This is a genomic window from Micromonospora tarensis (assembly GCF_016803395.1).
Taxonomy (GTDB): Bacteria; Actinomycetota; Actinomycetes; order Mycobacteriales; family Micromonosporaceae; genus Micromonospora; species Micromonospora tarensis.
The window spans coordinates 1-24648 of the sequence record NZ_JAEVHL010000079.1 but is presented as its reverse complement, the minus strand read 5'-3'; the positions used below and the strand labels follow the sequence as shown (position 1 = coordinate 24648).

The 24648-nt window shown below is 66.7% G+C and carries 25 protein-coding genes and 1 pseudogene; 13 read left to right on the top strand and 13 right to left on the bottom strand.

Annotation, left to right across the window (positions count from 1 at the left end):
• Positions 1-450: 450 nt before the first annotated feature.
• The 3 genes from JM949_RS17125 to JM949_RS17115 form a co-directional block, all read right to left on the bottom strand.
• Complete coding sequence (locus JM949_RS17125) at positions 451-1401, bottom strand: hypothetical protein (protein ID WP_203149445.1); 951 nt, start codon at positions 1399-1401, stop codon at positions 451-453.
• 82 nt (positions 1402-1483) lie between these two features.
• Positions 1484-1768: a hypothetical protein gene (locus JM949_RS17120; protein ID WP_203149444.1), complete on the bottom strand. Its 285-nt coding sequence runs from the start codon at positions 1766-1768 to the stop codon at positions 1484-1486.
• A gap of 66 nt (positions 1769-1834) precedes the next feature.
• Positions 1835-2104: a hypothetical protein gene (locus JM949_RS17115; RefSeq protein WP_203149443.1), complete on the bottom strand. Its 270-nt coding sequence runs from the start codon at positions 2102-2104 to the stop codon at positions 1835-1837.
• 858 nt (positions 2105-2962) lie between these two features.
• Between JM949_RS17115 and JM949_RS17110 the strand changes: the two genes are divergently transcribed.
• From JM949_RS17110 to JM949_RS17100, 4 genes and pseudogenes are all read left to right on the top strand, one after another.
• Positions 2963-3229: a hypothetical protein gene (locus tag JM949_RS17110; RefSeq protein ID WP_203149442.1), complete on the top strand. Its 267-nt coding sequence runs from the start codon at positions 2963-2965 to the stop codon at positions 3227-3229.
• Positions 3226-3633, top strand: a pseudogene (locus JM949_RS39765) (recombinase family protein); the annotation flags it as partial. The gene JM949_RS17110 and the pseudogene JM949_RS39765, both read left to right, overlap by 4 nt.
• A gap of 98 nt (positions 3634-3731) precedes the next feature.
• Positions 3732-4097 carry a recombinase family protein gene (locus JM949_RS39760; RefSeq protein WP_407664779.1) on the top strand — a complete coding sequence of 122 codons (366 nt, stop codon included), beginning with the start codon at positions 3732-3734 and terminating at the stop codon, positions 4095-4097.
• On the top strand, positions 3992-4945 hold the full coding sequence (locus tag JM949_RS17100; protein WP_407664778.1) for a recombinase family protein: 954 nt from the start codon (positions 3992-3994) through the stop codon (positions 4943-4945). Before JM949_RS39760 ends, JM949_RS17100 begins: the two co-directional genes overlap by 106 nt.
• Before the next feature lie 593 nt (positions 4946-5538).
• Here JM949_RS17100 and JM949_RS17095 read toward each other — a convergent pair.
• The 3 genes from JM949_RS17095 to JM949_RS17085 all read right to left on the bottom strand — a co-directional run bounded on the left by JM949_RS17095 (position 5539) and on the right by JM949_RS17085 (position 8160).
• The gene (locus JM949_RS17095; protein ID WP_203149439.1) at positions 5539-6327 is read right to left on the bottom strand and encodes an SDR family NAD(P)-dependent oxidoreductase; all 789 of its coding nucleotides are present in this window, start codon (positions 6325-6327) and stop codon (positions 5539-5541) included.
• Positions 6328-6377: 50 nt separating this feature from the next.
• Positions 6378-6905, bottom strand: coding sequence for a TetR/AcrR family transcriptional regulator (locus JM949_RS17090; protein WP_203149438.1), 528 nt, complete (start codon positions 6903-6905; stop codon positions 6378-6380).
• Positions 6906-7692: 787 nt separating this feature from the next.
• A complete protein-coding gene (locus JM949_RS17085) occupies positions 7693-8160 on the bottom strand; it encodes a hypothetical protein (RefSeq protein WP_203149437.1) in 468 nt (155 codons plus the stop codon).
• 29 nt (positions 8161-8189) lie between these two features.
• On the opposite strand from JM949_RS17085, the gene JM949_RS38600 reads away from it, so the two are divergent.
• From JM949_RS38600 to JM949_RS39755, 5 genes are all read left to right on the top strand, one after another.
• Positions 8190-8342, top strand: coding sequence for a zinc-binding dehydrogenase (locus JM949_RS38600; protein ID WP_309232194.1), 153 nt, complete (start codon positions 8190-8192; stop codon positions 8340-8342).
• 267 nt (positions 8343-8609) lie between these two features.
• A complete protein-coding gene (locus JM949_RS17075; RefSeq protein WP_203149436.1) occupies positions 8610-9410 on the top strand; it encodes an alpha/beta fold hydrolase in 801 nt (266 codons plus the stop codon).
• A gap of 2 nt (positions 9411-9412) precedes the next feature.
• Positions 9413-11881, top strand: coding sequence for a SpoIIE family protein phosphatase (locus tag JM949_RS17070; protein ID WP_203149435.1), 2469 nt, complete (start codon positions 9413-9415; stop codon positions 11879-11881).
• The gene (locus tag JM949_RS17065) at positions 11878-12225 is read left to right on the top strand and encodes an STAS domain-containing protein (protein WP_203149434.1); all 348 of its coding nucleotides are present in this window, start codon (positions 11878-11880) and stop codon (positions 12223-12225) included. The genes JM949_RS17070 and JM949_RS17065 overlap by 4 nt, the downstream gene beginning before the upstream one ends.
• A gap of 212 nt (positions 12226-12437) precedes the next feature.
• Positions 12438-12671 carry a helix-turn-helix domain-containing protein gene (locus tag JM949_RS39755; protein WP_203149433.1) on the top strand — a complete coding sequence of 78 codons (234 nt, stop codon included), beginning with the start codon at positions 12438-12440 and terminating at the stop codon, positions 12669-12671.
• A 90-nt stretch (positions 12672-12761) separates the two neighbouring features.
• Here the strand turns inward: JM949_RS39755 and JM949_RS17055 are convergent, their stop codons facing one another.
• A complete protein-coding gene (locus tag JM949_RS17055) occupies positions 12762-13298 on the bottom strand; it encodes a hypothetical protein (RefSeq protein WP_203149432.1) in 537 nt (178 codons plus the stop codon).
• A 241-nt stretch (positions 13299-13539) separates the two neighbouring features.
• Between JM949_RS17055 and JM949_RS17050 the strand changes: the two genes are divergently transcribed.
• A complete protein-coding gene (locus JM949_RS17050) occupies positions 13540-13947 on the top strand; it encodes a hypothetical protein (protein ID WP_203149431.1) in 408 nt (135 codons plus the stop codon).
• 448 nt (positions 13948-14395) lie between these two features.
• On the opposite strand, the gene JM949_RS17045 is transcribed toward JM949_RS17050, so the two are convergent.
• From JM949_RS17045 to JM949_RS38595, 5 genes are all read right to left on the bottom strand, one after another.
• Positions 14396-15583 carry a Wadjet anti-phage system protein JetD domain-containing protein gene (locus JM949_RS17045; protein WP_203149430.1) on the bottom strand — a complete coding sequence of 396 codons (1188 nt, stop codon included), beginning with the start codon at positions 15581-15583 and terminating at the stop codon, positions 14396-14398.
• 2 nt (positions 15584-15585) lie between these two features.
• Complete coding sequence (locus JM949_RS17040; protein WP_203149429.1) at positions 15586-18924, bottom strand: ATP-binding protein; 3339 nt, start codon at positions 18922-18924, stop codon at positions 15586-15588.
• Positions 18921-19526 (bottom strand): DUF4194 domain-containing protein, encoded by a 606-nt coding sequence (locus tag JM949_RS17035; protein ID WP_203149428.1) that lies wholly within the window; start codon positions 19524-19526, stop codon positions 18921-18923. The genes JM949_RS17040 and JM949_RS17035 overlap by 4 nt, the downstream gene beginning before the upstream one ends.
• Positions 19523-20968, bottom strand: coding sequence for a DUF3375 domain-containing protein (locus JM949_RS17030; protein ID WP_203149427.1), 1446 nt, complete (start codon positions 20966-20968; stop codon positions 19523-19525). The genes JM949_RS17035 and JM949_RS17030 overlap by 4 nt, the downstream gene beginning before the upstream one ends.
• Before the next feature lie 127 nt (positions 20969-21095).
• A complete protein-coding gene (locus JM949_RS38595) occupies positions 21096-21473 on the bottom strand; it encodes a restriction system modified-DNA reader domain-containing protein (protein ID WP_203149426.1) in 378 nt (125 codons plus the stop codon).
• A gap of 246 nt (positions 21474-21719) precedes the next feature.
• On the opposite strand from JM949_RS38595, the gene JM949_RS17020 reads away from it, so the two are divergent.
• Complete coding sequence (locus JM949_RS17020) at positions 21720-22388, top strand: DUF433 domain-containing protein (RefSeq protein ID WP_203149425.1); 669 nt, start codon at positions 21720-21722, stop codon at positions 22386-22388.
• Positions 22385-22825, top strand: a complete 441-nt coding sequence (locus JM949_RS17015; RefSeq protein WP_203149424.1) for a PIN-like domain-containing protein — start codon at positions 22385-22387, stop codon at positions 22823-22825. The genes JM949_RS17020 and JM949_RS17015 overlap by 4 nt, the downstream gene beginning before the upstream one ends.
• 176 nt (positions 22826-23001) lie before the next feature.
• On the opposite strand, the gene JM949_RS17010 is transcribed toward JM949_RS17015, so the two are convergent.
• Positions 23002-23862 (bottom strand): nucleotidyltransferase domain-containing protein, encoded by an 861-nt coding sequence (locus JM949_RS17010; RefSeq protein ID WP_203149423.1) that lies wholly within the window; start codon positions 23860-23862, stop codon positions 23002-23004.
• A gap of 293 nt (positions 23863-24155) precedes the next feature.
• Here JM949_RS17010 and JM949_RS17005 point away from each other — a divergent pair, with 293 nt between their 5' ends.
• Positions 24156-24623: an Imm1 family immunity protein gene (locus JM949_RS17005; protein WP_203149446.1), complete on the top strand. Its 468-nt coding sequence runs from the start codon at positions 24156-24158 to the stop codon at positions 24621-24623.
• Positions 24624-24648 lie beyond the last annotated feature (25 nt).

Genomic DNA, 24648 nt, shown 5'->3' with positions numbered 1-24648 from the left:
GGAAGACATCGATGGAAGCAATGCGCGCCCTGAAACGACGCCTGTCTGACATCGTCTACCGACAACTGATCGACGACGCCACGACGGCCACGGCGACGGGCCCGGGAGGACAACGGGAGACGACTACTGACTCCAGCGTGACCAGCTCACATCCCCATGCCGGCTCTTCGGAGAAGTCACTTCCCGGACCCCCTACACCCCAGCCTAGAACAACCCTCACCACGGCCCCTTGACACAGAGGGGAGCCATGAGCGGACGCGGCCCTACCCCCTCCGCGGAAGGCGCCAGCGCTGACGCCTTAGGGTCCGCCGAAGTGGTTGTCACAGCGGATGCGCTGGGTAGGGCGCCCCAGTCCGGGCTTCGCCGGTCAGCGCAGGAGCTCCGGGCTGACTAAGAGGGCAAATCACCGCCGCCACGTGCAGGGGCCTAGGTTACAGGATGCGGGTCAGCTCATGCATCGCGGGCGAACTGCGTGTCGGATCGTGGTGGCGGCAGCCGCAAGAGATCATCGACGTCACGGGCGCGCTGTTGGCTGCCCAACACGATTCCGGCGCGTTCGAGCGTCGGGTGATCAACAAAGGGGATGAGCGCGTCGACCGGCAGATGCGGCGCCGCGACCAGAAGCTCCCGTAACTGCGGTGCGGCGGCGAGGCCTTGAAGGGCTGCCGGGTGGCGGAGGTGACGCATCCCGAGGCATTCGGCCCGCGTCAGCTGGGTGTTGGAGCCGAAGTCCGGAAGCCGGCCGACGGTGAGCGTTTCCAGCCACAGCCAATGCAGTGCCCGCAGGTGAGTCACCGAGCTGAGGTCGCTCAGCTTTCGAACCCGGCGCAGTGCCAGGTAGCGAAGTGTGGTGATCTGGGTGAGCCAATCACTGTTCGTCAACGAGCCGAGGGTCAGCGCTAAGGCCTGCAGGTCTGGCAGGGCCATGACGGGCAGGACGTGGTCGACGGCGAGCCGCCACAGCGACAGCTCCCGCAGGCCCGGGTTGGCGTACAGCAGTTCGCTAAGCCCACGCCGGTGCTCGACAACCCTCAGCCGGCGAAGCCGACGAAACTGGGAAACCGGAGCGAGGTCTAGATGGTTCCGGGTCTCGCCGATGTCAAGGAACTCCGCCTCAGCGCTCAACTGATTTAGCGGGGTCAGGTCGGTCAGATGCCACAGGTTCGCGACACTGAAGCGGCGAACATGTGGAAACCAACGCAGGAACCGGAGCGTCGCAAGGTCGCCATCGAACCCGTAGACCCGTAGCAGGACCAGCGGATGGTCCCCCAGGAGCGCGGCCACCGACCGATATCCCGCTTCGGTGAGCGGCTCTTGGAACTGGACGACATCCGCGTCTCCCAGCCGGGCGCGGAGCTGCGCCACGTCGACCGGACTCCGCACCTCCACGACACAGCCCATCCCCGGCATGATCCTCCACCGCCTACCGCCCGCGGCAACCGGAACAGGCCGGTGATCTGAGCCGCCGCGGCGCCAGTAGGGGTCAGCCGGTGACCGCGTACGACATCGCCGCCAGGATGCCTACGCTCGATGCGGAATGCCCGTCGCGGAGCCCGCAGCGTCGGCCGCCATTCACCCGGGCGTCGCACCACACCGGGTGGCGCAGGTGCTGCCTGTCCTCTTCACTGAGGGTGGTCTCGCCGAAGTCGAGGGCGGGGACGTGGCCGAGGGACTCACGTAGCGCGACCGCCAGGTCGGCAGCGGTGTCGAAGCTCGTCAGCGTGGTGGGCAGGTGGATGATCCAGCGAGGTGCCGTCACGGTCGCCACCGATTGATGAGTGACCAGTCGGGGTCGGGGTGGCGGCAGGCGATGGAGTCCCTCGCCGTCCTGAGCCTAGAGCAGCCCGGCGAGGACCTTCTCATAGCGCGGCTGATCCTTCTCAGGCGTCCGCGCCGCTGCATAGCTAAGCACCACCGTCCCGGCTTGATGCACCCCAATCGCCGCTGACTCGGCATATTGCTTCGCCGCCGCCGCGTTCGGGAACACGTATACGGAGATCGCGTCGGTAGTGAGCAACTGAGTGCAGCCGAGCGGCGCGCAGTTCCCGGAGTTGTCGCGGGCGTTGGGCACAGGCAGCCCGGCCTTATCGAACGCTGCCGCCACCTGCTCGGCAGTTGGCCCCTTGGCCGCAGGCTCCGCAGTCGAAGTCGCTACAGGAGCGGTCGCAGTGGCCCGCGTTGCAGCAGGCGCTGGGGCGTTGGTCGTGTCGGAGGAACAGCCGGCCGCGGCAACCATTACAACGACTGCCACAGGCAGCACCAGCGAAGATCGCAAAGTCACGGCTGGCAGTGTGCACCACGTCTGCCATCAGTGACGCAGCGGGGCGAGACGACCTGATGCCAGAGCAACTGGACCTCTTCGGGTTCGCCGAAGAGATCTCCAGCCTGAAGTGCCTGGTCAGGGCGTTTTCTGTGGGAATGGCGTCCCAGCTAACGGCACGCCGGCACCCCCAGGGATGCCACTCGGATCGCCTTTCCTCGATGGGAGTCGGCCGTGCGGCGGACGAGACTCGACGGCCCGACATGCCGCGCTGCGCTAGGCGTGTTGTGGGCAGCGAGAGGTGACCACTTCGGATGTCAGAGAGTGCTCTTCCCAGCAAGTTGGCCCACCCGGGCGCGCGGCAAGCCTTGCCCCCGACCTCAACGGCTGCCGCCAACCAACCTGACGACCGCAGAGACGTAACGCCCCCGCTGCTCAACGAGCGGCCGGTGCCTGACGGCACCGGCCGCTTCATGCCCGCCGGAGCAACCGGCACCACCAATCCGAAGGACATCTCCCATGACAACCCACCAATCTGCCATGGCAAGAGTCACCAGCACTTCGAGCTACAGCGTCACGGTCCCGCCCAACCACGCGGTCGATGCGCGCTTCGCTCTCCAATCCGCCCCCCTCACCGCGACGTGACGGGGGTCAAGGAGCGAACGGTGCACGCCCACCGCCGCGACCGCCGGACGGAGGCGCATGACGCTGCCGCCCGACCGCCAATCTGAACATCACAAAGAGCCGGATTCGACCGCGCCGGCCGACGAGCGACTTGACCAGCCCACCGAAGACAACGGTTCATGGAGGGTCGGGACCCTCGACGGCAGCGCACCGCCCGGCGTTACCAGCGTGGCGGTACCCGGGCAGCCACCCGCGCTGCACCCCGGCGCCGCTGCCGCCCTCCTGAAGCTACTCAGACACGTGAACGACCGCCGCACCGACAACTCGAACCAGGAGAGCCGATGACCGCCCCTCAACCGAAACCCTTCGCGTTCTACGGCCGCGTGTCGACCGAGGACAACCAAGACCCCGAGTCCTCCCGCAGTTGGCAACTCAGCCGGGCGACAACCCTCATCCAGCCCCATGGCGGCCAGATCACCGCCGAGTACTTCGACATCGGCCAGAGCCGTTCGCTGCCGTGGCAGCGCCGCCCGCACGCCAGCCGACTTCTCGCCGCGCTCCGCGACCCCAGACGCGGATTCTCCGCCGTCGTCGTCGGAGAACCCCACCGCGCCTGCTACGGCAACCAGTTCGGTCTCACCGTGCCGCTGTTCGCCCACTACGGCGTCGAACTGTGGGTACCGGAGATCGGCGGCCCGATCGACCCGGACAACGAAGCCCACGAACTGGTCATGTCCGTCTTCGGCGGCATGAGCAAAGGCGAACGCAACCGCATCAAGCTGCGCGTCCGTACCGCCATGGCCGCTCAGACCCTCCTTGAAGGCCGCTACCTCGGCGGGCCTCCCCCATACGGCTACACCCTGCAGGATCTCGGCCCCCACCCCAACCCGCGAAGGCAGCCGACGGCAAACACCTACGCGGACTCACCCCCGACCCGCGGACCGCCCCGATCGTCCGCCAGATCTTCCGCGAGTTCCTCACCGGCAGCGGCCTGTACGCCATCGCCGAAGCACTCACCAGCAACCACGTGCCCTGCCCCTCCGCACACGACCGGGCCCGTAACCCCACCGCAGCGGCATCGCCTGGTCCAAGAGCGCCGTCCGCGTCATCCTCACCAACCCCCGCTACACAGGCCGGCAGGTCTGGAACAACCAGCGCACTGAAGAGGTCCTCCTGGACGTCGACGACGTCGCGCTCAGTCACACCGGAGTGATGCGCTGGAACCCGCGGGACAAGTGGGTGGTCTCCAAAGAGATCACCCACCCACCGATCATCGATGAGGCCACCTTCGAACAGGCGCAGACGCTGCTCGCACGACACCGGTTGGGTCTGGACCTCCCGCAACGGCAACGCCGCGCCCGCAACCCGTACGTCTTCCGCGGCCTGATCTACTGCGCCGCCTGCAACCGGCGGATGCAGGGCCAGTACAACCACGGCGCCGCCTACTACCGCTGCCGCTTCCCCCAGGAATACGCCCTCGCTAACGACGTCTCCCATCCCCGCAACGTCTACCTCCGCGAGGAGACCCGCACCGATCCACTCGACACCTGGCTCGCTACCGCGTTCCACCCCGACCACATCGAAAACACGATCACCGCGATGGCAGACGCCCAGCTGGGCGACCAGCCATCCCCCGCATTCACCGCCGCCCGCGCGACCATCACCAACTGCGACACGAAACTTCAGCGCTACCGGGCGGCTCTGGACGCCGGAGCCGACCCCTCGATCGTCAGCAACTGGATAGCCCAGACACAAGCTGAACGGACCCGAGCCGAAACCGAGCTGCACACGGGGACCTCCACCGCACCACGCCGCATGACCCAGGCAGAGATCACCGCGCTGGTTCACGCCCTCGGGAACATCGTCACCGTGCTCCGCGACGCAGACCCCGCCGACAAATCCGAGGTCTACCGCCAGCTCGGCCTGCGGCTGACATACCACCCAGAAACGCAAACGGTGCACGCTGAAACCGATATCAGCGCACACCGTGGGCCTATGGGTCGTGTCCGAGGGGCGATCGATACCGTTACCCCACCGTCAGCACCCCCGACAATGACGTGATGATCGACTATTGCTGGTAACCGCCCGGCCTCGCGGAGATTGCTGTTGCCATACCCCTTCGCGAGCATCCGCAGGCGGCGGGCCTCCAACATCACCTTTATCGACGATCGCCTCCAAGAGCAGGACTATCTCGAACGCCGTCCACACCCGACGATACCCGCGCCAAGCAGCTCGTCCTGACCCCAAGGGCACCACGCCTCCTCAAGTTACTCTTCAAAGACAGACCCTGGCTCCTCTGGCCCCCGAAGAGCAGGATGCCCTGCAGCACCTCCTCGCCCGCACCATCATCCGTTGACCCACCGCCACGGCGGGCGGGGCCCGCAGGCTCGCCAGGACCTCCAGCTCGCCGACGAGGCGAGCTGCCAGCGAAACTCGCCGCAGCCGCGTCTGGACTTCATGCCGCCGGAGCCTCTCTTGGAGATCACGGTCGCGGCCTCGCTGATCGCGCTGCGTATCCCCGCCTTTCTCGCGGCGGTGAGCACCCCAGCATTCAGCGCGGTTGGCGCTCTCGGCCGGGCGCCTGTCCCAGCATCGATCGTCGGAGGGCCGGCCAGGTCAGTGAGGACCCGGCCCGCCCAGGTGAACATTCGTGGTCAGAGGGTCTTGGCCTGGCCGCCATCGAGGATGAACTCGGCGCCGGTTGTGTTGGCGGAGCGGGCGGAGGCTAGAAACAGCACCAAATCGGCGACCTCGCGGGCCTCGGTGATCCGGCCGGTGCTGATCGCCATGCTCTGCGGCACGACCTCGTCGAGCGCCTGCTGGGTACTGACGCCCGCGCTGGCGGCGACGGCATGCGCGAAGCCGTCCGGGCCAGTCCAGAACGGGGTCCGCACCGGGCCGGGCGAGACGGCGTTGACCCGTACGCCGCGCGGCGCGAACTCCTCCGACAGGGTCTTGGTCAGGTTGGACATCGCCGCCTTGGCCGCGGAGTAGTCAACCACCATTGGAAACGGCAGCCGAGCGTTGATGCTGCTGATGTTGACGATCGCTCCGCCGTTGTCCAGCAGGGCTGGCAGAGCTGCCCTGCTGGTGCGCACGGCGCTGAAAAACGTCACGTCGAACACCCGCGCCCACTCGGCGTCGTCGACGTCGAGGAATCCTGCCCGGGGACTGCCGGCGCCAACGTTGTTGACCAGCACATCCAGGCGCCCGTACGTCGACAGCGCGGCGTTGACGAGCCGCTGCGGGGTATCCGCGTCGGTGATGTCGGCCAGCACCACGGTGGCGCCACGCGCGGCCAAGGCGTCGAGCTCTGGCGTGCTCGCACGGCTGCTCGCCACCACGTGCGCACCCTCGTCGAGCAACCCCGCCACGGTAGTCAGACCGATACCCTTGCTCGCGCCGGTGACGATGGCGACATTGCCCTGCAATTCGAGATCCATAACCACTCCCAGATTGTTGACTGATCGGTTCCTAATTCGGGCAGCAAAAGTCAGTCGAGGACGCCCATGGCGACCTCCACGGCATTGTCGAGAAATGCTCGATCAGCGCGGGCCTTGCCCATCACCCGCAGACCCTGCAGGAACGTGGTCAGGAACTGGGCTAGCTCCCGAGCTTCCTTGTCCGCCGCGATCTCCCCACGGACCCGCGCCCGCTCCAAAGCCCCTGCCAGGGCCGACTCGACCTGACCCATCGTGCGCGAGACCTGCTGCACCGTGTTCGGATGCGCCGAGCGTTCTGTGGCCGCGTTGACCAGCAGGCAGCCCCGCTCGGGGTCAGCCAGGTCAGCCTCCACCAGTTCCAGGAGCACCGCCCGGATCGCCGGACGCACCTGCTCCGCCTGGTCCAAAACCTCGACCAGCCCTACCGCGTGGCGCTCGCAGTAACGGCGAAGCGCCAGCGCATAAAGCTGCTCCTTGGATCCGAACGCCTTGTACAGACTGCCCCGGGCGATGCCGAGGCTCTCCACGAGATCCTCGGTCGAGGTCGCCTCGAACCCCTGGCGCCAGAACAACTCCATCGCACGTTCCACCGCCGTGTCGATGTCGAACGTCCTTGGCCTACCCATGCGACAACCCTAACCGTAGGGAACTGATCAGTCCACAACTGTGGGGGGCGCCATATGGATCGGTTAAACCAGCCGCGACCTCCTGACACTTGCCACCTAGGATCGTTGCACTCAAGCGGCGAACCGGCCCAATCAAGCGAATACGGGGCCGAGCAGCTTTGGCGGGCCGTGCGCCCGCATCGAACCCCGTAGTTCGTTGCCATAGCTGCGCCAGCACTGACCCTCGCCCTCGCGACACGCGCACTGGACACGAACCGCCGGGATCGCGCCGAGGCATGGTGCACGGCTAGCCATGCAACGACCGGTCCAACGGCAACGCTGACGCCATCGGATTCGCCGAAGAGGTCACCAGCCTGAAGGAGCTGGGTCAAGACTTTGCCCCTGGATCGGTGTCTCAGATGGCGGAACCGCAGCGGACTCGGCAAGGTCACCCGCAACGCTTCACATCGATCTGCAATACACCCACAGGCGCGGACTCAGGCGAACCGAGACGCCGGCCGACGCCAGCCCGGGGAAGTATTTCCGGGATTTGGTTGAGGATCTCAAAGCAGCGTTTGCGTGGGACACGAAGCCTCCTGGTTCGGGAGCGGTTCCTAGACAGCTCCACTCCACAAACGGAGGCCTTCGTCATCGCGTCCATCTATGTCGTGTCGTTACACATCTCGACTAACGTCCCTGGGCAGTACGCGTGAGTTCTGCCTGCTCACCCAGGCTGACCCCAACCCTGCTCAGTCGCCGGCTACGAACCCGCGATCCCGTGGACCAGGGCGCCACACCTCTCGTCGATGCCATTCGCCCCCTTGCGTTCGCACACCTCCATCGAGACCCACTTGCCGGCGGGCACGTAGACATTGAGCGGCGTGGAGCAGGTGCCGCTACCGCCAGCGGCATGCCGTTCGATGGTCCCTCCGTCCTGCCACCAGATGTAGCCGACTGCACGGCGGGCGTCGCCAGCACCCGCGTCGCAGACCTGGAACGACGAGTACTGCCCGGTGTTGCTCCACGTCGCAAACCCGTAGCCGGCGCTGTGGTCGTCGGACGACTCGGCATACCAACCTGCCGCCGCCGCCTGGCTGGCGGTCGCGGACGCCACCAGACCGGTAACCGTGAGCACCATCACCAGCAGCGCGCCCCCGAACCAGCGTGACTTCTTCCGAATCATCCGCACACCTCCATCGATGACGACCGGAATGGTCGTGACCGACAATCATGAGCACCTTTCATTGGTGACAGAAGGTGTTCGAACGAACCCGAACAACTCCGAACGCACGGCCCCACATCACGCGCACGTTCACCTTTGACCAGAGCGCGGAGGCGCTGGCGGCCGTGGAGACCAGCCACACCGCCGGGAAGCTGGTGCTTCGCCTTTCGGCCCGACCGGCCCGGTGACGCCGCAGCCGGGGTGCGGCGCGAAGCGGTGCCCGACAGAGCGCACGTGCGGCCGTCGAACGGCATACCGATGCTGCTGAATCCCGGCAGTTTACGTCAACCCCAACGATATCCACCGCACGTTACCGTCCTCGCCAAGTACGAGTACGAACCCCCGGCGGCGTCGAACCCCCTCGCGGCGGCACGGGCAGACGGCGTCGCCGGGATCGGATTGACCCGGCAAGTCCGATTAGCCAGCCGGTATGATCGCAGGTAGTGTCACCGTCCGTGAGCGCCGTGGTCCGGAACAACGTCAGGGTTCTCGGTCGGGACACCGGTCCCGTCGTCGTCTTCGCCCACGGCTTCGGCTGTGACCAGCATATGTGGCGCCTCGTGACGCCTCGCTTCGTCGACGAGTACCGGGTGGTCCTGTTCGACCATGTCGGCTCGGGCGGCTCGGATCTGTCGACGTACCGGCCCCAGCGGTACGCCTCCCTCGAGGGCTACGCCGAGGACGTGCTGGAGATCCTCGCCGAACTGGGCCTGCGGGACGTCGTGTTCGTTGGTCACTCCGTCAGCGCGATGATCGGTGTACTCGCCGCGGCCACCGAACCGGACCGTTTCTCCCGGCTGGTGCTGGTCGGCCCCTCGCCCCGCTACCTCGACGACGAGGGCTACCGCGGCGGCTTCAGCCGGGCCGACATCGATGAGCTGCTCGAGTCGCTGGACAGCAACTACCTCGGCTGGTCGGCCACCATGGCCCCGGCTATCATGGGGAATCCGGACCGGCCGGAGCTCGGCATTGAGCTGACGAACAGCTTCTGCCGCACCGACCCGGCGATCGCCCGGCAGTTCGCCCGGGTGACGTTCCTCTCCGACAACCGCGCCGACCTGCCGAAGGTCACCGTGCCGAGCCTGGTCCTGCAGTGCACCGACGACGTCATTGCCCCGCAAGAGGTTGGCGACTACGTGCACCGCAACCTCTCCGACAGTTCCCTGGTCGTGTTGCAGGCAACCGGTCACTGCCCGAACCTGAGCGCCCCGGAGGAGACCGCAGATGCGATCCTCGCCTTCTTACGGAACGATTGAACGTGGCCGACCCACCCCAACCGGCCGACCCCTTCGTCCCACTGCTCGAGGAGAGTGCGGAGGACCTCTACGAGGGTGCTCCCTGCGGGTACCTCTCGGTGCTGCCGGACGGCACCGTCGCCCGGGTCAACCAGACCTTCCTTGACTGGACCGGCTACCGGCGGACAGACGTGCTGGGGCATCGTGTACAAAGCTTCTACACCATCGGCAGCCGAATCTTCCACGAGACCCACCTGGGACCGCTGCTGCACATGCAGAGTGAGGTACGGGGTATCGCCATCGAGTTCCGCCGGGCCGACGGCAGCCGGTTGGACACCCTGGTGAACGTGGTTGTGCGGCGGAATCCAAACACCGGCTCGACGGCGCTGCGGATGACCGTCTTCGACGCCACCGACCGGCGCTCCTACGAGCGGGAGCTGCTCAACGAGCGCCGACGGGCGGAGCGTAACGCGGCCCACATCCGGGTGCTCCAGGAGATGGAGGCACACTGCGCCTCGATCGACCGGGCTGAGGACATCGTCGCTCCGATCGTCGCCGCTGGGACGGAGGCGTTCGACGCGACCGAGACCGCGGTGTGGCTGCTGCACCCGCAGGAGTCCGTGCTCACCGTCGCCGGTCCGGACGCGCCGGCCACCGCGCCGGCCACCCTTGACGAATCCGGGCCCGAGGCGCATGCCGTCCGCCTTGCCGACGTGGTCGTCTTCGAGTCGCCCGGTCCCGACGCACGCGCGGTGACGCCGCTGGTCGCCGACGAGCGGGTGCTCGGCGTAGTGTCGTTCGGCTTCCCCGCCGGCCGGCGGATCGCCGCCGACGAGGTGCAGCTGATGCGGACTATCGGCCGGCAGGCCGGGCAGGCACTGGAGCGGGTCCGGCTGCACGAGGAGACCGCGCGGCGGGCCTGGCAGTCCGCCTACCTGGCCCGGCTCAGCCGCGCCCTGGACGAGGCCGTGGGCTCGGCCGACCGGGCCCGCCGGCTGGTCGCCCTGCTGGTTCCCGAACTTGGCGAGTACGCGCAGGTGAGCCTGGTCGAGGGGGAACAGGCCGAAGGTACGAGTAGCTCGGTGCGGTCGCCGACGGGCGGCACCGGACCCGCCGACGGCGTGATCGCCGCCGGTTCCGGCGGGCCCTGGCCGATCAGCGCGCAGGTACGGGCGGCGGTCCGATCGGGCGGCGGCGCGCCGGTACCGCTGGCTGGGCCGGACGGGCGGCGCGGTTTGGCGCTCCCGCTGCGCGCCCGCAACGCGATGATCGGCATGTTGCTGCTGGCCGGCGAGCCGGCCGCGTCGTCCGATCGATCCGAGCCGGACTTCCTGCTCGACCTGGCCGACCGGGTCGGGCTGGCACTGGACAACGCCCGCCTCGCCGAGCAGGACCGCGAGGTCGCCCGTATCCTCCAGCGCAGCCTCCTGATCAGCGAACGGCCGACCGACTCCCGCTTCCAGGTGGCCACCGTCTACCGGCCGGCGGTGGAAACGCTGGAAGTCGGCGGCGACTGGTACGACACGTTCACCACCTCGACCGGCAGCGTCGGTGTGGTCGTCGGTGACGTGGTGGGGCGCGGGATCCGCGCGGCCAGCGCGATGGGGCAGCTGCGCAGCGCCGTGCGGGCGGTGGCCAAGACGCGGTGCAGCCCGGCCACCGTATTGCGACACATGGACGACTTCGTGACCACCCTGGAGGCCGGGCAGATGACAACGCTGGCCTACGCCGAGCTCGCGCTCGACACCGGCGTGCTGCGGTACGCCTGCGCCGGCCATCCGCCGCCGCTCCTGCTTCCGCCGCACGCCGCCCCGCGGTACCTATGGGACGGCCGATCCGGACCGCTCGGCACGCACACCGCCAGCCGGTCCCGGCGAGAGGCGGAACTCAGCGTGCCCCGGGGCTCGCGACTGTTGCTTTACACCGACGGCCTGGTGGAACGGCGCGGCGAACGCATCGACCAGGGGCTGGGTCGGCTCGCCGAGGCACTGGACGCTCGCCGGACCGCTCCGCTCGGGGCGCTGGCCCAGCAGCTCAGTGACGCGATGCTCGACGGCGAGGGCGGCCACGACGACACGTGCCTGCTCGCGCTCGCCTTCGAGGCCGCTCCGCGGTTCCACGCGGATGTGCCGGCAGAGGTGACCCGGCTCAGCCCGCTGCGAGCGCGACTGCACGAGTGGCTCGCCGGCTGCGACGTTCCCGAGCCGGAGCAGTACGGCATCGTGCTGGCCTGCTCCGAGGCGGCGGCCAACGCAATCGAGCACGGCTACCAGAGCGACCCGTCGGGTGTGGTGAGCGTGACCGCGACGATCGATGGCGACATCCTCGACCTGCGGATCTCCGACAGCGGCCGGTGGCTTGCCCCACAGGCCAGCGCCGACCGGGGGCGCGGGATGGCGCTGATGGGGCGGCTGATGGACGACCTTGTCGTCGATCGAGGCGAGGGCACGAGCGTGTTGATGCGACGGCAGTTCAGAAGGACAACGAGGTGACCGCCGAGGACCGGACGACCATCCGGAGCGAACAGGGCTGCGAGGTGGTGCGGCTGCACGGAGAAATAGACCACGGCAACGCCGAGCTGGTGGAACGGGACGTGCTCGCGGCGACGCGGGCGGCCGCCGGAGTGGTGATCGACCTGAGCGGGGTGACGTTTCTTGACAGCGCGGGACTCCGCTGCCTGGACCATTTGGTAACCGCTTTCCGCAATCGGCAGGCGCCGGTGGTGGTGGTTGCCCCGGACCAGGGCGTGGTTCGGTTCACCCTCGACCTGATTGGCTTCCTGCCCGGCCTGCTCGCCTCGTCCATCGATGACGCGCTCGCGGAGCTCACCGCCTGAGCAGAGCCGCAGGGGCGCGGTGCGATCGCTTCGCGCCCGGGCGATCGCGCGAATCGCAGGCTCACCTTTGCGGAATTCCGGACGGCAGTGGCTATCGGCGATGAGTGCCCCGTCATGCGGCCGGACGGCCGAGCGCAGCAGCGTGTGTTGCAGTCGTGTGTAGGCCCCATGGCCGCGAGTTCGGCGACGACCGCGGCGGCGAGCCAGCCGGGATGCGGGGCATTGAGCGATCTCATGACCGGCAGGTCCGCGTTCGAGTGGAAGCTGCGCGAGCTCATGGCTGTGCGCGGGATGTTCTACACCTCCGATCCCACCGATACGCTGGCCGACCGCGGCATCGTGTTATCGCGCTCGCAGGTCTACCGCTGGTCGCCGGGACACCGGAACGGGTCACCATCTCACCGCTGCTGGCGCTCTGCGACATTTTCGACTGCCAGTTCGGATGAGCTGACGATGGTGGCGGCGGAGCCGAAAGGTCCTCAACCACGTGGCAACCAAAACCGCCGCCACGTACAGCCCCACCGGACATCCGGGACCTACAGCAGATTAGTGATCACCCAGTTGGACGGCCCGCCGTTCTGGGTCATGCCTTCCGGCGTGAAACAGGCCGTCTGGTCTCCGGTGGTCTCGGTGATGACCTGCCTCACCTTCGCACCGGCGTAAAGGCCCGATGTGATCGGGCCGTCGGCGATGGCGAGCAGCTGGCCGTTGACGGTGTTGGAGAACCGAAGGGTCCAGTTCCAGTTGCTGGTCTCGCCGGTGTTCCACTGGAACGTCTGAGTGCCGGTTCCGCCGGCGAGCAGTGCGGTGCAGGAGGTAGTGAACGTCCCCGAGAACGGTGCGACGAACGACAACGGGGTGAGTGGTCGAGCGAGGTCAACACACGCGACGGCTGTGTCCTGCCCGGTAATCGTCACCGTCTGAGGCGTGTTGGTAAGCCCCGGATTGTAGTTGATGACATTGGTGCCCGTGCAGGTCACTGAGATGAGCGTAGACGCCGACGCGGGCTGAGCGACCACCAGCGACCCCAGCAGAAGCGCGGCAGCAGCGGCGATCGGGAGGGCCTTCTTCATCATTGCTAACTCCCCTTGTGACGGTTGGACGGCCGGCCGACGGCGGGGTGCCCGCGCACAGCTCTCGTCGGCGCTGGAGGCGGCAGTATCCCTGTGGGGCGGTACGTCCGGTGGATCTGGAGCGCCCAGGTCCGTATCGGCTGGAACGAGCTGGATGGCTCCCACCACACAGCGTAACGACATCTGAGCAAGGCGTATATCACCCTTTGGGACGACTCCGAAGGACATGCCCTGAGCGCAGGTGGCCGCGCCGGACGCGGCGGCCCGCGCGGGGGCGCTCGAGCATCTGTGGTCGGCGATCCTCCACCAGGAGACGCCGTGGACCGCGACCCCGCCGGCCGCCCTCGAGGTGGCCGCGCTGCTCGTCGACCCGCGAGTGACCGATCCCAGCCTGCGTGCCGAATTGCTCACCTTCCTGGCCGCAGTGGCCGAGGCGGGCAGCATCACGGACAGGAACCTGTTCGAGCCGGACTCCGACGTGGACGCCGCTCTGGCCCAAGCGCTCCGCGACGGCGACGAGGAGAGGATCTGGGAGGACGAGCGGCTGCAGGGCGCCCTCTACGTCCGGGCCGTGATCGGTTGCCGGCAGGTCGTGCGGCCTTGGTCCTGGCCATCGGCGACCTCGACATCGCGCCTCACCGCCATCTGAAAAATCCTCACCCGGCGGTGCGCGCCTGCGCCGCTCTCGCTCCCGCACTGGCCGGCGACCCCGCCGCGACGGCCGAACTGCTAGCGGCCCTGGGCGACCCGTGCGCCACCGACGACTGGTTCAACAACCGGCGGCATCTGGACAGCCCCGCCAACACGAAGGCGGGCTTCCAGCGCAGGTGGCGCCGGCTCCCTGGGCTTGTTGCACACAGCGGATCGCGCATAGACCAACGCCAGGGGCACGGCACGCGCGGCCGGCACACCACTCGCCTTCACAACTGCGGGGTGCCGACCGCCTCGGCCCTCGCCTCCGCCGACAACTCGGCCCGCTTCTTACGTCCAGTCACGTCGTTCTGTGTCGCGGTCATCACGACGCCCTCCTCGCCAGGCACAACGCCTGGCGGGTCAAGCCGGAAACAAACTTAGATCCGTAGTTCCGAGACCGCGGTCTACCCGCTCAACAAGGCATCACTGAGAACAGTGTATTGGACGTACTCCTGCTCAAGCCGCAACGAGGGCGCGAAGACATCATTAAGGAGTTCGCCGAGGAGTGCTCGTTCTTCCGCGGTAAGTCGCGAGAGTGCACGGCGAGTCGGACTGGGTTCGGTCCCCCAATGTCCACGGTGCGCCAGCAACGTTTCTCGGTCCATGAGCATCGATCGCGCATGCGGAAAAATCTCCCGGATCCGGTTGAGGATCTCGAAGCCGTGTGTGTCAATATCGCCCCAATAGATGAGGTTTCGATCGAGAAGCCATGCCAAGGATTCAAGTTTCGCGACCGCGTAACCACTTCCGAGGATTACGGCGGCGTCTTCGATGGCGGGGAAGGCGAGGAAGGTGATTTCGTTCTCGACGACGTAGACAGTCGAGACGGGCGACGGTGCCGCAGCTAACTCGTCAGCACGCACAGTGATATCGGTGAACGGCGTGGAGCGTCTGCTTTCGTCCAGGAAGCGGATCCGAACCAACACCGGCTTGGGCCGCAGTCCGTAACGTTCGGCGAACGCGGACGGCGGATGAGCGGTATTGACACTCTCGGCGGGTAGGTGCCGGTCCAGAAGTTCGGCAAGGATGCCGCGGCGGGTCTCGATGAACTTCGTGTCCACACCGGGGACGTCGACTTGCCGCAGATAGGTGGCGGGGTTGGCGTGGTGGCCGATCCAGGTGACCGTGTCGAGGAGGCGAGTCCAATCCTGGCGGTGGTTGAGCACCTTCATTGGGTGCTCCATGGCCCACTGAGCTACCGGCGATGAGGCAGCGTGGGTCAGGCCGAGCAGGGCTTGGTAGCGGTCGACTAGCTGGCGAACGCCGAGCGTTCGCCAGAGGGCGTCGGGGGTGTCGATCCACGCTTTGTGCGGCAGTTGGTTGGTGCCGACCAAGCGACCGCCGACGCGTCGGTATTCGACGCGCACGTTGCCGCTGTCAGTCTGCCGCCAGCGGGACGCCCACTGTTGGACGTCGCCGAACTGGTTGGCGATCTCCGTGATGTTCGGCCCTTTGAGCGCAACGCTGACCGGCGTCGGCGGGGTGCCTTGGGCGACGTGACGGAGAAAGTCGCCGCGGTCCCAGCGTCGTCTGAGGCTGGCGATGACGTCCTCGAAGGTGCTCCAACCGGTGGAGTCGCTCCTCGCGGGCATAGCTAGACCTCCGCCAAGGCTTCTGTGTGAGCTTGCCGCCGGTGTTGGTATTCCTCGATGCTCAGTGTCTGTAGTCGGGAGAAGTTGCCGGTGGGGTTGTCGACGAAGCCGACGGCGGATACGTGTGGCTCGATGACGTGGATCTTCTGCAGGGGCGTGACGATCAGCAGCTGCAGGCCGAGGCGCTGAAACAGGGCGAGGGCGAAGCGGGTGGAGTCGTCAGAGCCGCGGCCGAAGGCTTCGTCGATGACGACGAAGCGGAAGGTGCCGGTGGTGTCGGCGTCGAGGCGGAACTGGTAGGCCAGGGATGCTGCCAGGATGGTGTAGGCGAGCTTTTCCTTCTGCCCGCCGGACTTGCCGCCGGAGTCGGCATAGGTCTCGTACTCGGCGTTGCCGTCTCGCCAGCGTTCGGTGGCGGTGAAGGTGAACCAGTTGCGGACGTCGGTGACGCGCCTGGTCCAGGCGCGGTCGGGTTCCGTTTGGCCCTCGCGGCCTCTGAACCGTTCGATGAGGGCCTTGACTTGAAGGAACTTGCGCTCGGAGTACTGCTCTGAGTCGTCGTTGCCGAGGGCGTCGTCGGTGCATGCCCGCAGCTCGGTGCGAAACTCGCGGATCTCGACGTTGGGGGTGGGGTTTCCGTCGAGCCGGATGTATCGACCTGGGTTGTAGTCGATGCCGACGAGGGACTCGTTGATGGTCGAGATGCGTTCTTTGATGACCGCGGCCTGCTGACGTAGCTGGGAGTGGAAGGTGGCGATGTCGCGGATGGCGTTGGTGTTGAGGTAGGTCTTGAATTCGTCCTCGAAGCGGGGCAGGTCATCGTGGACGAGGCGCTGATGCATGGCCCGGTACTCAGCATGGGCGGCGAGCGAGGCGTCCATCTCGGCGCAGTCGACGGGATACCTGCTGCGGAAGGCCGCCATCAGGCCTACGGCCTTGTTGCTCTCGTGACTCTGCTTCTTCATGGTGTCCTCGCGCTGACGGTTCAGCGTCGTCGTGAGGCTGTCGCGGAGCCGGTACCAGCCGTCAGGGGTGGCCGGCGGGGCGGGGATGAGAGCCATCAGTTGGGGGAAGTGAGCGGTCGCTGCCTCATGGCTGGGATCGTGAAGGAAGTCGTCGGCCTCGGTGCGCCGTTGCGTGGCTGCGGCCGACTCGGTGTCCGCCACCGTGATTGCTCTGTGGTGTTCGTCGCGGCGGGCTTTCGCGTCGGTGATCAGACCTGTGAGGCGCTCGAGTTCGGCGGTGAGCTCCGCGATCCCCTGGGCGCCTGCCTCGATGCGTTGTTTCTCCTCACTCAGAAGCCCCGCTTGGCGGGAGGCTGCTTCCCAATCGAGGTCGGTGAAGTCGCTGAATACGGTGATTTTGTGCAGGTCGGCCAGCCGTAGGTTCAGCTTCTTGAGGGCGTCGCCATGCTTGCGCTCGGTGGCGCGTGCCGCTCGCAGGAGGGCGTCGATACGTGTGCCCTTGGCGATGAGCGCCTCGATCTTGGACTCGCTGGACCAGCCGAGCACGTACTGGCTGCGGTCGTCGATGCGCCTGCGGTCGTCCTTCTCGTGTCGCCCGGATGGGTCCTTGAGCTGCCCACTGCGCGTGATCGCCTTGGGTTCGCGCCGGAAGTCGGCCATCGATGTAACGCATCGATGCGACGCGCGGTGCCGCAGGTCTCGCTTGAGCCAGGCGGTGAGCGGTGAGTCTTGCAGGTCGAGCGTGTCACAGAGCAGGAGACCATCGTCGGCCGTTGGCTTGTCGGCCGGACGAAGCACGGCGAGCGGCACGCGGTAGTAGACGAGCCGCCCGCCCAGGTGGTGACCGTCAACCCAGTCGGCGACCGCTCGGTAGTGCTCTTCGGGGACGAGCAGCGAGAGCGCGAAGCCTCTCAGCACGCGCTCTGCGGCGCCCTCCCACTCCGCGTGCTCGGCACGCACCTGAATCAGTTCGCCCACGTAGGGCAGCTCGCCTTCCGGCAGTTCGATTGCGGCGCACAGCCGCTGCCGGAGGGCCAGGTTGTGCCGGGGGATGTTGCTCGGCCGGCCATGGAGGCTGCGCAGCTCATCGTTGACCTCTGCGGCCTCTTTCTCGAGGTCTCGAACAGCGACACCTGCGTCGGTGGCGGCTGTGTGCAGGTCGGCGACCTCGCTGTCGTGTCCCTGAATCTCTTGCGCCACGGCCGTTTGGCGGGCAGCGAACGTGGAGGCGTCGGCGATTCGCGCTAGCTTGGCGGCGTCGAGTAGCGCGTTAAGGCTGCCCAAGCGGTTGCGCCGCAGGTCGCGGGTCTTCTTGATGTCCGTGATTTGGCGTTCGAGTTCGCTGATCCGGCCGCCACCGAGGCCTTCCCGGGCGAGGTCGGCGCGGCGGTGCGCGTCCTCCATGCCTTTGATGTCGCGATCGACCTGGCGAACGAGCCCTTGGTTGCGTTCTCTGTCGTCGGCCAGGGCTGCAATCTGCTCGTCCAGGAGATCAGCGCTACGGCGTGCGGTCAGGTGTGGCAGCGCGGCGCGCTGGGCATCCACTGTTTCCAGGGTTCGCCCGAGTCGTTCGTGTGCGTCGCAGGCGTCGATGATCGGGGTGAGTCCGGCGATCTGCTCTCGCGCCCGGAGAACGGCGTCATGGGCGCGATTGAGGTCGTCGAAGTGGCTGATGAGCTGGCGGATCACCGCTGCGGAGTCGAAGGGCTCGAGCATGTGGCTCCGGACGAAGTCGTTGAGGTTCCCGACCGCTTTCATCGACACGGTCTGATGGAACAGATCCATTGCTTGCTCGGAGGCGATGCCGAGCCGGCGACGGAAGTCCTGACCGTATTCGGGAAAGTGATCGGCGATCTTCGCCCCGTGCTGGCGTAGCCGTCGACGCAGTTGGCTGATCTCGGTGCCGAAGTTAAGGAAGTCGTCGGCGATCGTCAGTGCGGTGCCAGCGGTGACGTAGAAGCGTTCCGGTTGGCCGGTGTTCCCACCGTGCAGCCAGAACACCTGCGCGAGGGTCACCGTCGTGCCCAAGCTCTCGTCGGTGAAGACCCCGAGGATCACCGAGAAGCAGCTACCTGCGCGCAAGCCGACCGGCCGGGATGTGCCGGTCGCGTCATTGCTTTCTGACTTGTAGTACCCGAGCACGTAGGAGCGCAGTGATCGTTCGCGGGTCTCGGCTCCGGCCGCCTTGTTGTAGGAAATCTTGTTGGCCGGTAGCAGGAGGGTGGTCACCGCGTCGACGAGGGTTGATTTCCCGGAGCCGATGTCGCCGGTGAGAAGGCTGTCGGCTCCGTCGACGTGGAATGTCCAGATCCGCTGGTCGAAGGTGCCCCAGTTGCGGACTTCGAGACGGTGCAGACGGTAGCCATGTTGTGTCATGCGGCGCCTTCCGCGTCTGGGGAAAGTTCGGCGGCGTACTCGGCGAGCCGGGCGTCGAAGTCCGCGAGCCACTGGGCGTCGACGAACGCCTTGACGATGCGGCGGACCTCGAAGCTGGGCTCCTTGTCTTTTGTCCGGCGTAGGAAGCCCAACTCGATGACCTTTGTCAGATGCGCATCGATTTGATCCACCAGGCGGGCGTCGTCGGCACCTGAGGGCATGAATACGGTGAGCATGTCGATGATCTGGCGGCGAGAGAGAACGAGTCGAGGGTCGGACCCGCTGGCGTCTGCCTCGGCAAGTTTGCGACGCAGCAATGCCAGCAGGAGACTGACGTGAAACGACAGGGACCGACGAGGCACCAGCCGCGGCACAGGCGGAAGGTCCGGGTCCTCAGGTCGGGACTTCAGATAGGCGTAGCCCTCCGACTCGTCAACGACGACGACCAGGCCGAGCACGGCGACGTGGTCGCGGACGTGCGGCTGCAGGACTGACAGGTGGTGCCACGCCGCCGTGTGGGTATCGCGGTAGACCACGCCCTTCATCAGCTGGGTCACCGCCACCGACAGCGATGGCTCGTCCTGTGAATCGGGTGGAGTCACCGGCCGCTGTCCTCCCTGTCGCGGACGAACGTCACGGTCGGAGCGGTCGCGGTGCGACGACCGCCTGCGGCATCGGTCCAGGTGATCGATTCGCGACGCGCCTCGTCGAATGTCACCGTGAACGAGCCGTCGTCCAACGATAGGTAGGCGACAAGCTCAGCTAGGCCCTCTTTCAACGGATGACGGCTCATCACGTCTCGCAGGGGCACCTGAGACTGTTCGCGCAGCAGGTCACGCACGGCGGCTATCAGGCGGGCGGGGTCGACATAGACCTGTTCGAACAGCGCGGACATGTCGACCTGCCCGGTAGGTTCCTCGGCGGTGACGCTGTCGACGGCATGCCCGGCGCGGGGCTGGTACAGCGGCCGTTCCATCGGCAACACGACCTCGACCTTCGTGTCGTCGATCGACGTCTTCACCGCGGACGTGTCGCCGTCGCGCAGGATCAGCGCGTGCGCTTCGATACTGCGCAGGACATCCATGACCCTGCGATTTTCCAGCCACGCTTGGTCGTCGAGGAACCGGCGGAGTTGTTCCGAGAGCAGCCGTACCGTCGATTGGGTTCGGCCGGCCGCGTTCAACCAGTCGTGCTGCACGCGGGTGATGCGGTGATCGACCTGTCCGACGGCGTCCAGGGTCTGCACGCGTTCCAGCAGGTCGGTGAACTCCTCCTGGCGTCGCATCGACAGGAGGAAGTCGTAGAACGCGTCGAAGCTACGGCCCTGATCTGACCCGGAGATCGCGTGGCGGCCACCGACAATCTCATCGAGCAGTTCGCCCTTCGATCCCTGCCAGGCCGCGATCCGCTCACGTACCCGACGGTCCAGGGCGCGGAAGTTTTCCTCTACCTCGCGCAGATCGCCGAGCAGGCTGCGCGCTGTCGCCACGAACTGTTGGTACCGGTCGCGTTGGGCAGCATCGTCGAGGACCGTGAAGTCGCCCACGCGAACCCGAGCGATCTCCGCGTCGATCTCACCGCGGCGTCGTTGTAACTCCTCCAGGCGTGCGTCGGGGTCGGTCTCGGCACCAAAGGCCATCTGCCGGAGCAGATCCACCGCGATGTTGAGCCGTGACTCCGTACCAACGAACTCGCGCGCCTGCAGAGTCCGCACCCATGCCAGAGCGCGTTCAACGGCAGGGGTCGCGTCGAAGTGCACCTCGTCCGAGTCCGGCGGGTAGTACCGGCGCAGCCATCCAGCATCCGCCCAGTCACCGAGGTAGGCGCGGGCGTTCTTCGGAAACGTTGCCTCGCCGTACTGTTCGTTGAGCGCGAACAGGGTGTCATCGAGCCGCTCGGCAAGTTGGTCCCCCGAGATTGACCGGATGTTGTCATCGACGAACACCTGTCCCAGGAACCGCAGCACCAGTGGGGCGTGGTCGGCGCGAAGCAGCCGCCAGGCGCGGTCCTGCCGGCGCAGCCAGTCAATCTCGTTGTACTCCACCGGCGCCTTCCCTCTCGGGCTCGCGTAGCGGCGGTAGGTTAACCGCACCCTGCGACGAAACCAATGCCTGTGGTGATCAACCGACAGAGTTTCGGCTATCGCGGTGACGGTGGCGGCGTGGGCTGTCTCACCGGAGCTTGTTGAGCGGCGTCCCGTCTCGCTCGCGGTGCCAGGCAGTCCAGCCGTTGGCCGCTCCCCCTGCGCAGGCACTGGCGGCGTCGGAGGGTGACTGGTAGCGGCGGCCGTTGATCTCCAGCTCCCCCGATGCCAGAACGACAGCGATGAAGGTCTTACCTAGGCGAGGTCGACGCCAGTAAAGGCGTTCCCCCACCTGAAGGTCCCCGCGGGCCATGAGAGGAGCGAGCGGACCTTTCGGCGGACCGACCGGCTGCGCCGGCGCGCTCGGCTGGTCGGCGACGTCGACGACGACTCGCACTCGTAGGGGTTCCTTGCCACGTAGCCCGTCAGCGACGATTTCGTCGTCAACCACCAGGGTGATTTCCACAGCCACCACTTCCCGTCTCTTCTTCTGAGTTCTTAGCTTCTTTCAGGCTTCAGTGATTGTCAAGTACGGATGCTGCGATCAGGCCCAACGACGACCAGCACGATGACGGCGAGTCCACCGTCCGCGCCCCTGGGCACAGGAGCGGTCCATGATGCTGCCTGGCTGCCGTGGTCCAAGGCGTGCGACGCGCGTCAACTCCGAGCGCGACCGGAAGACCCGCCAGTCTCGTGCGAGACTGTCGACGTGGTGAGCGTCCTTGAGCGTGAAGTCTTCTCTGAGGCCGAAGCGGCGCGGCTGCTGCGCGTCGCCCAGTCGACGCTGCACTACTGGCTTGAGGGCGACGAACGGCGAGGCAAGAGCTACAAACCGATCCTGCGCACCGAACCGCGCGGGGACCGCTCCGTGACGTGGGCCGAGTTCGTCGAGGCTGGCCTGCTGCGTGAGTATCGCCGAACCCACCGAGTGCCAATGGTGGAACTGCGGGCCTTCATCGACCTGCTCCGAGAGCGGTTCGACGTCCCCTACCCCCTGGCCGACCGTCGTCCCTACGTCGCTGGCCGCAAACTGGTTCTCGAAGCCCAGACCGCCGCTGGCCTCGACCCGGACTACTGCCTAGTGGCTGTCGTCGGCGGCCAACTGCTGCTCACACCACCCTCGGCTGCGTTCTGGGAGCGCGTGACGTGGGACGGTGACCTCGCCGCCGGTTGGCGCCCAGACCCCAATCCCCAGTCGCCCGTGCGCATCCTGCCGGACGTCCGCTTCGGCCGGCCGTCGATCAAGGGCATCAGCACCGAAACGATCTGGGAGCAGGACGAAGTCGGCCTCGACGTCGGCGAGATAGCCGAGACATACCACCTCGACATCGCCGATATCCGGTGGGCGCTGGCATACGAGAACTCCCAGCGAGCGGCGTGAGCCGGATCAAACCCGCCGAGGTTCGCTATTACCTCGACGCTGACCTCCTCGGTCTCGCACGGGTTCTCGCAGGACTACGCCCCGACATCACCTACCCCGGCGACCCCGGGGCGGTGATCCACAAGCGGCACCGGCCGCCATGCCCGATCGCCAGCCCCGCGGTGAAAGACACCGTCTGGATCCCGGAGGTAGCCCGTCAAGGCTGGTTGATCATCACGCGCGACCGCCACATACAAGAACACCGGCTGGAGATCGCCGCGGTGCGAGACCATGCGGCGAAGATGATTGCGCTCACCGGCGAGGACGCGTCAAGCGTGTTCGCGCAGCTCGAGGTGGTCATGAGTCGTTGGCGCGACATCGAGCGCTGCGCGGCGGAACCGGCACCCTTCATCTTTGGCGTCACCCGCACCGGCATGCGCAAAATCTCGCTTTTCTAGCACCGCCCGTCATCCGACATCCACCACCTGCAACTGGCCGACGGATCTCCCCGCTGTCGGACTCACCGAAGCCGGGCCTGGCCCGGCATACCTGCGTACCAGCTTCCTGCTGCACTTCAACGCCACGACGATTGTCAGAGGGTCGCTGCACCTGGCCTTGTCATCGCAGCTCAGCCCTACCAGCGCATCTTGCGCAGGCGCGTTCGGTCAAGCGGGCGGATCCGAAGTGCCGTCAGTTCGCCACGTAGTGTCGGACGGACAACCTCAAGCCACTCCACACCGTCGTGGTCGGCAAGGCATCGGGGTGCCGACGACAGGTACCGCAGCCCGAAGCCAGCGAAGTACGGTGTCACCTCGCCTCGGACGTCCTGCCCATGCAGGTGAATCGATCCTGAATCCACCCCTTGCTGCTCGTAGTGGGCGAGCACGGCTTGCCCCGCTCTGAACGACACACCGCCGGGCTGCCATCTCTCCCGCAGGTACGACGCACTCTCAGGGCTATCCACGACGCGGTCCTCAAGAGCCACACGTTCCAGTTCGATCGCACGCATGGCTACCGCTTCGAGAAGCTGCTCACGCATCGGTCGCGGCAACCACCGGTCAAGCCCCTCAAACTCGGGGCTCATCGCGTCCCGTGGGGCACGGGCCGCCGTCGGATCTACCGCGATGCCACGCAGCCTCTCCAGAGCGACGCTCAGGTCGTCACCTCGGCGCCACAACAGCGTCAGGTCGAAATCCGCCCGCGTCCGCATGTTGTAGACCAACTGACATCCTCGTGTCCGGCCGACCAGCGGCCGGCGCAAGTCTCCGTGTGGATCCCGGCCAGCACTGAGCGCCTGTGCCCTCTCACTCGCAAACTGCCAATCAGTCCCATCGAACTCGATATCCAGATCAACGTCAGCCGGCTCCGGAGCCCCCCGTGCGAACGAACCAAACACGTACACCTCGGTCACCAACCGAAGCGGCCATTCGTCCTGCAGCTGGTCAAGACGCTCGAGGAATTGCTCGACAAGCAGCGCCGCCCGTTGTCTCTTCATACCACTGATAGTCACATCGCTGATCCCGATCGTCGAGCTGCTCCAGGAACGCAGATCAACGAGCCCTACTCACTCGCTGCTCACCGCGGGCCGCAGCATCACAGTGATTGCCAAGATGATCAGCTGTCCGGTCTCCTATGTGCCGGGCGGCTCCTACTTCAGCCGCTGTCCCCGCCCCGCCGGGTTCTCGCCGCCATCCTGCCGCAAGGATCACGCCTGACGGTGCTCCTCACCGACGGCGACCGCACGTGGCTCCATAAGCTGTACGTCGGAACAGGCGAAGGGATCCGGCGCTGAGCATCGCCATCACCTGGGGACGCGGCGATGGCGCCGCGTCGGCCAGCACCGTCGCCGAACTCGACGCCGCACTCGACACGATCAGCCACGCCCACACCGCGCAAATGCCTCACTGCGTCAGCCTCATCGCTGCCAGCGGAGCTGATTTCCCCGTCATGCTCGACATCTGCGTCGGCCACTCCGAACGGTCGTTCGTCTATCACGTCGCCGCCGACGGCAGCAGCGCTTGGGGATACCAGCCAGACCCGGAACCCGGGCCAGTGTTCACCTTCGACTACGCCGGCACGCCCACCGACGCCTGGCCCGAACGCACCCGTGCCACTAACGCGACCGCCCGTCAGGCGGCACGACAGCTCCTCACCAGCGGCGGGCAACGACCCGCCGCGCTGGCCGGGGCTGTCTCGCTAACGGTGTTTCCGGCGATCTTGGTTAGTAGGTTTCAGCGGCTGGGAAGCGGTCGCTGAAGGTGATGGCGAAGGCGTTCAACGC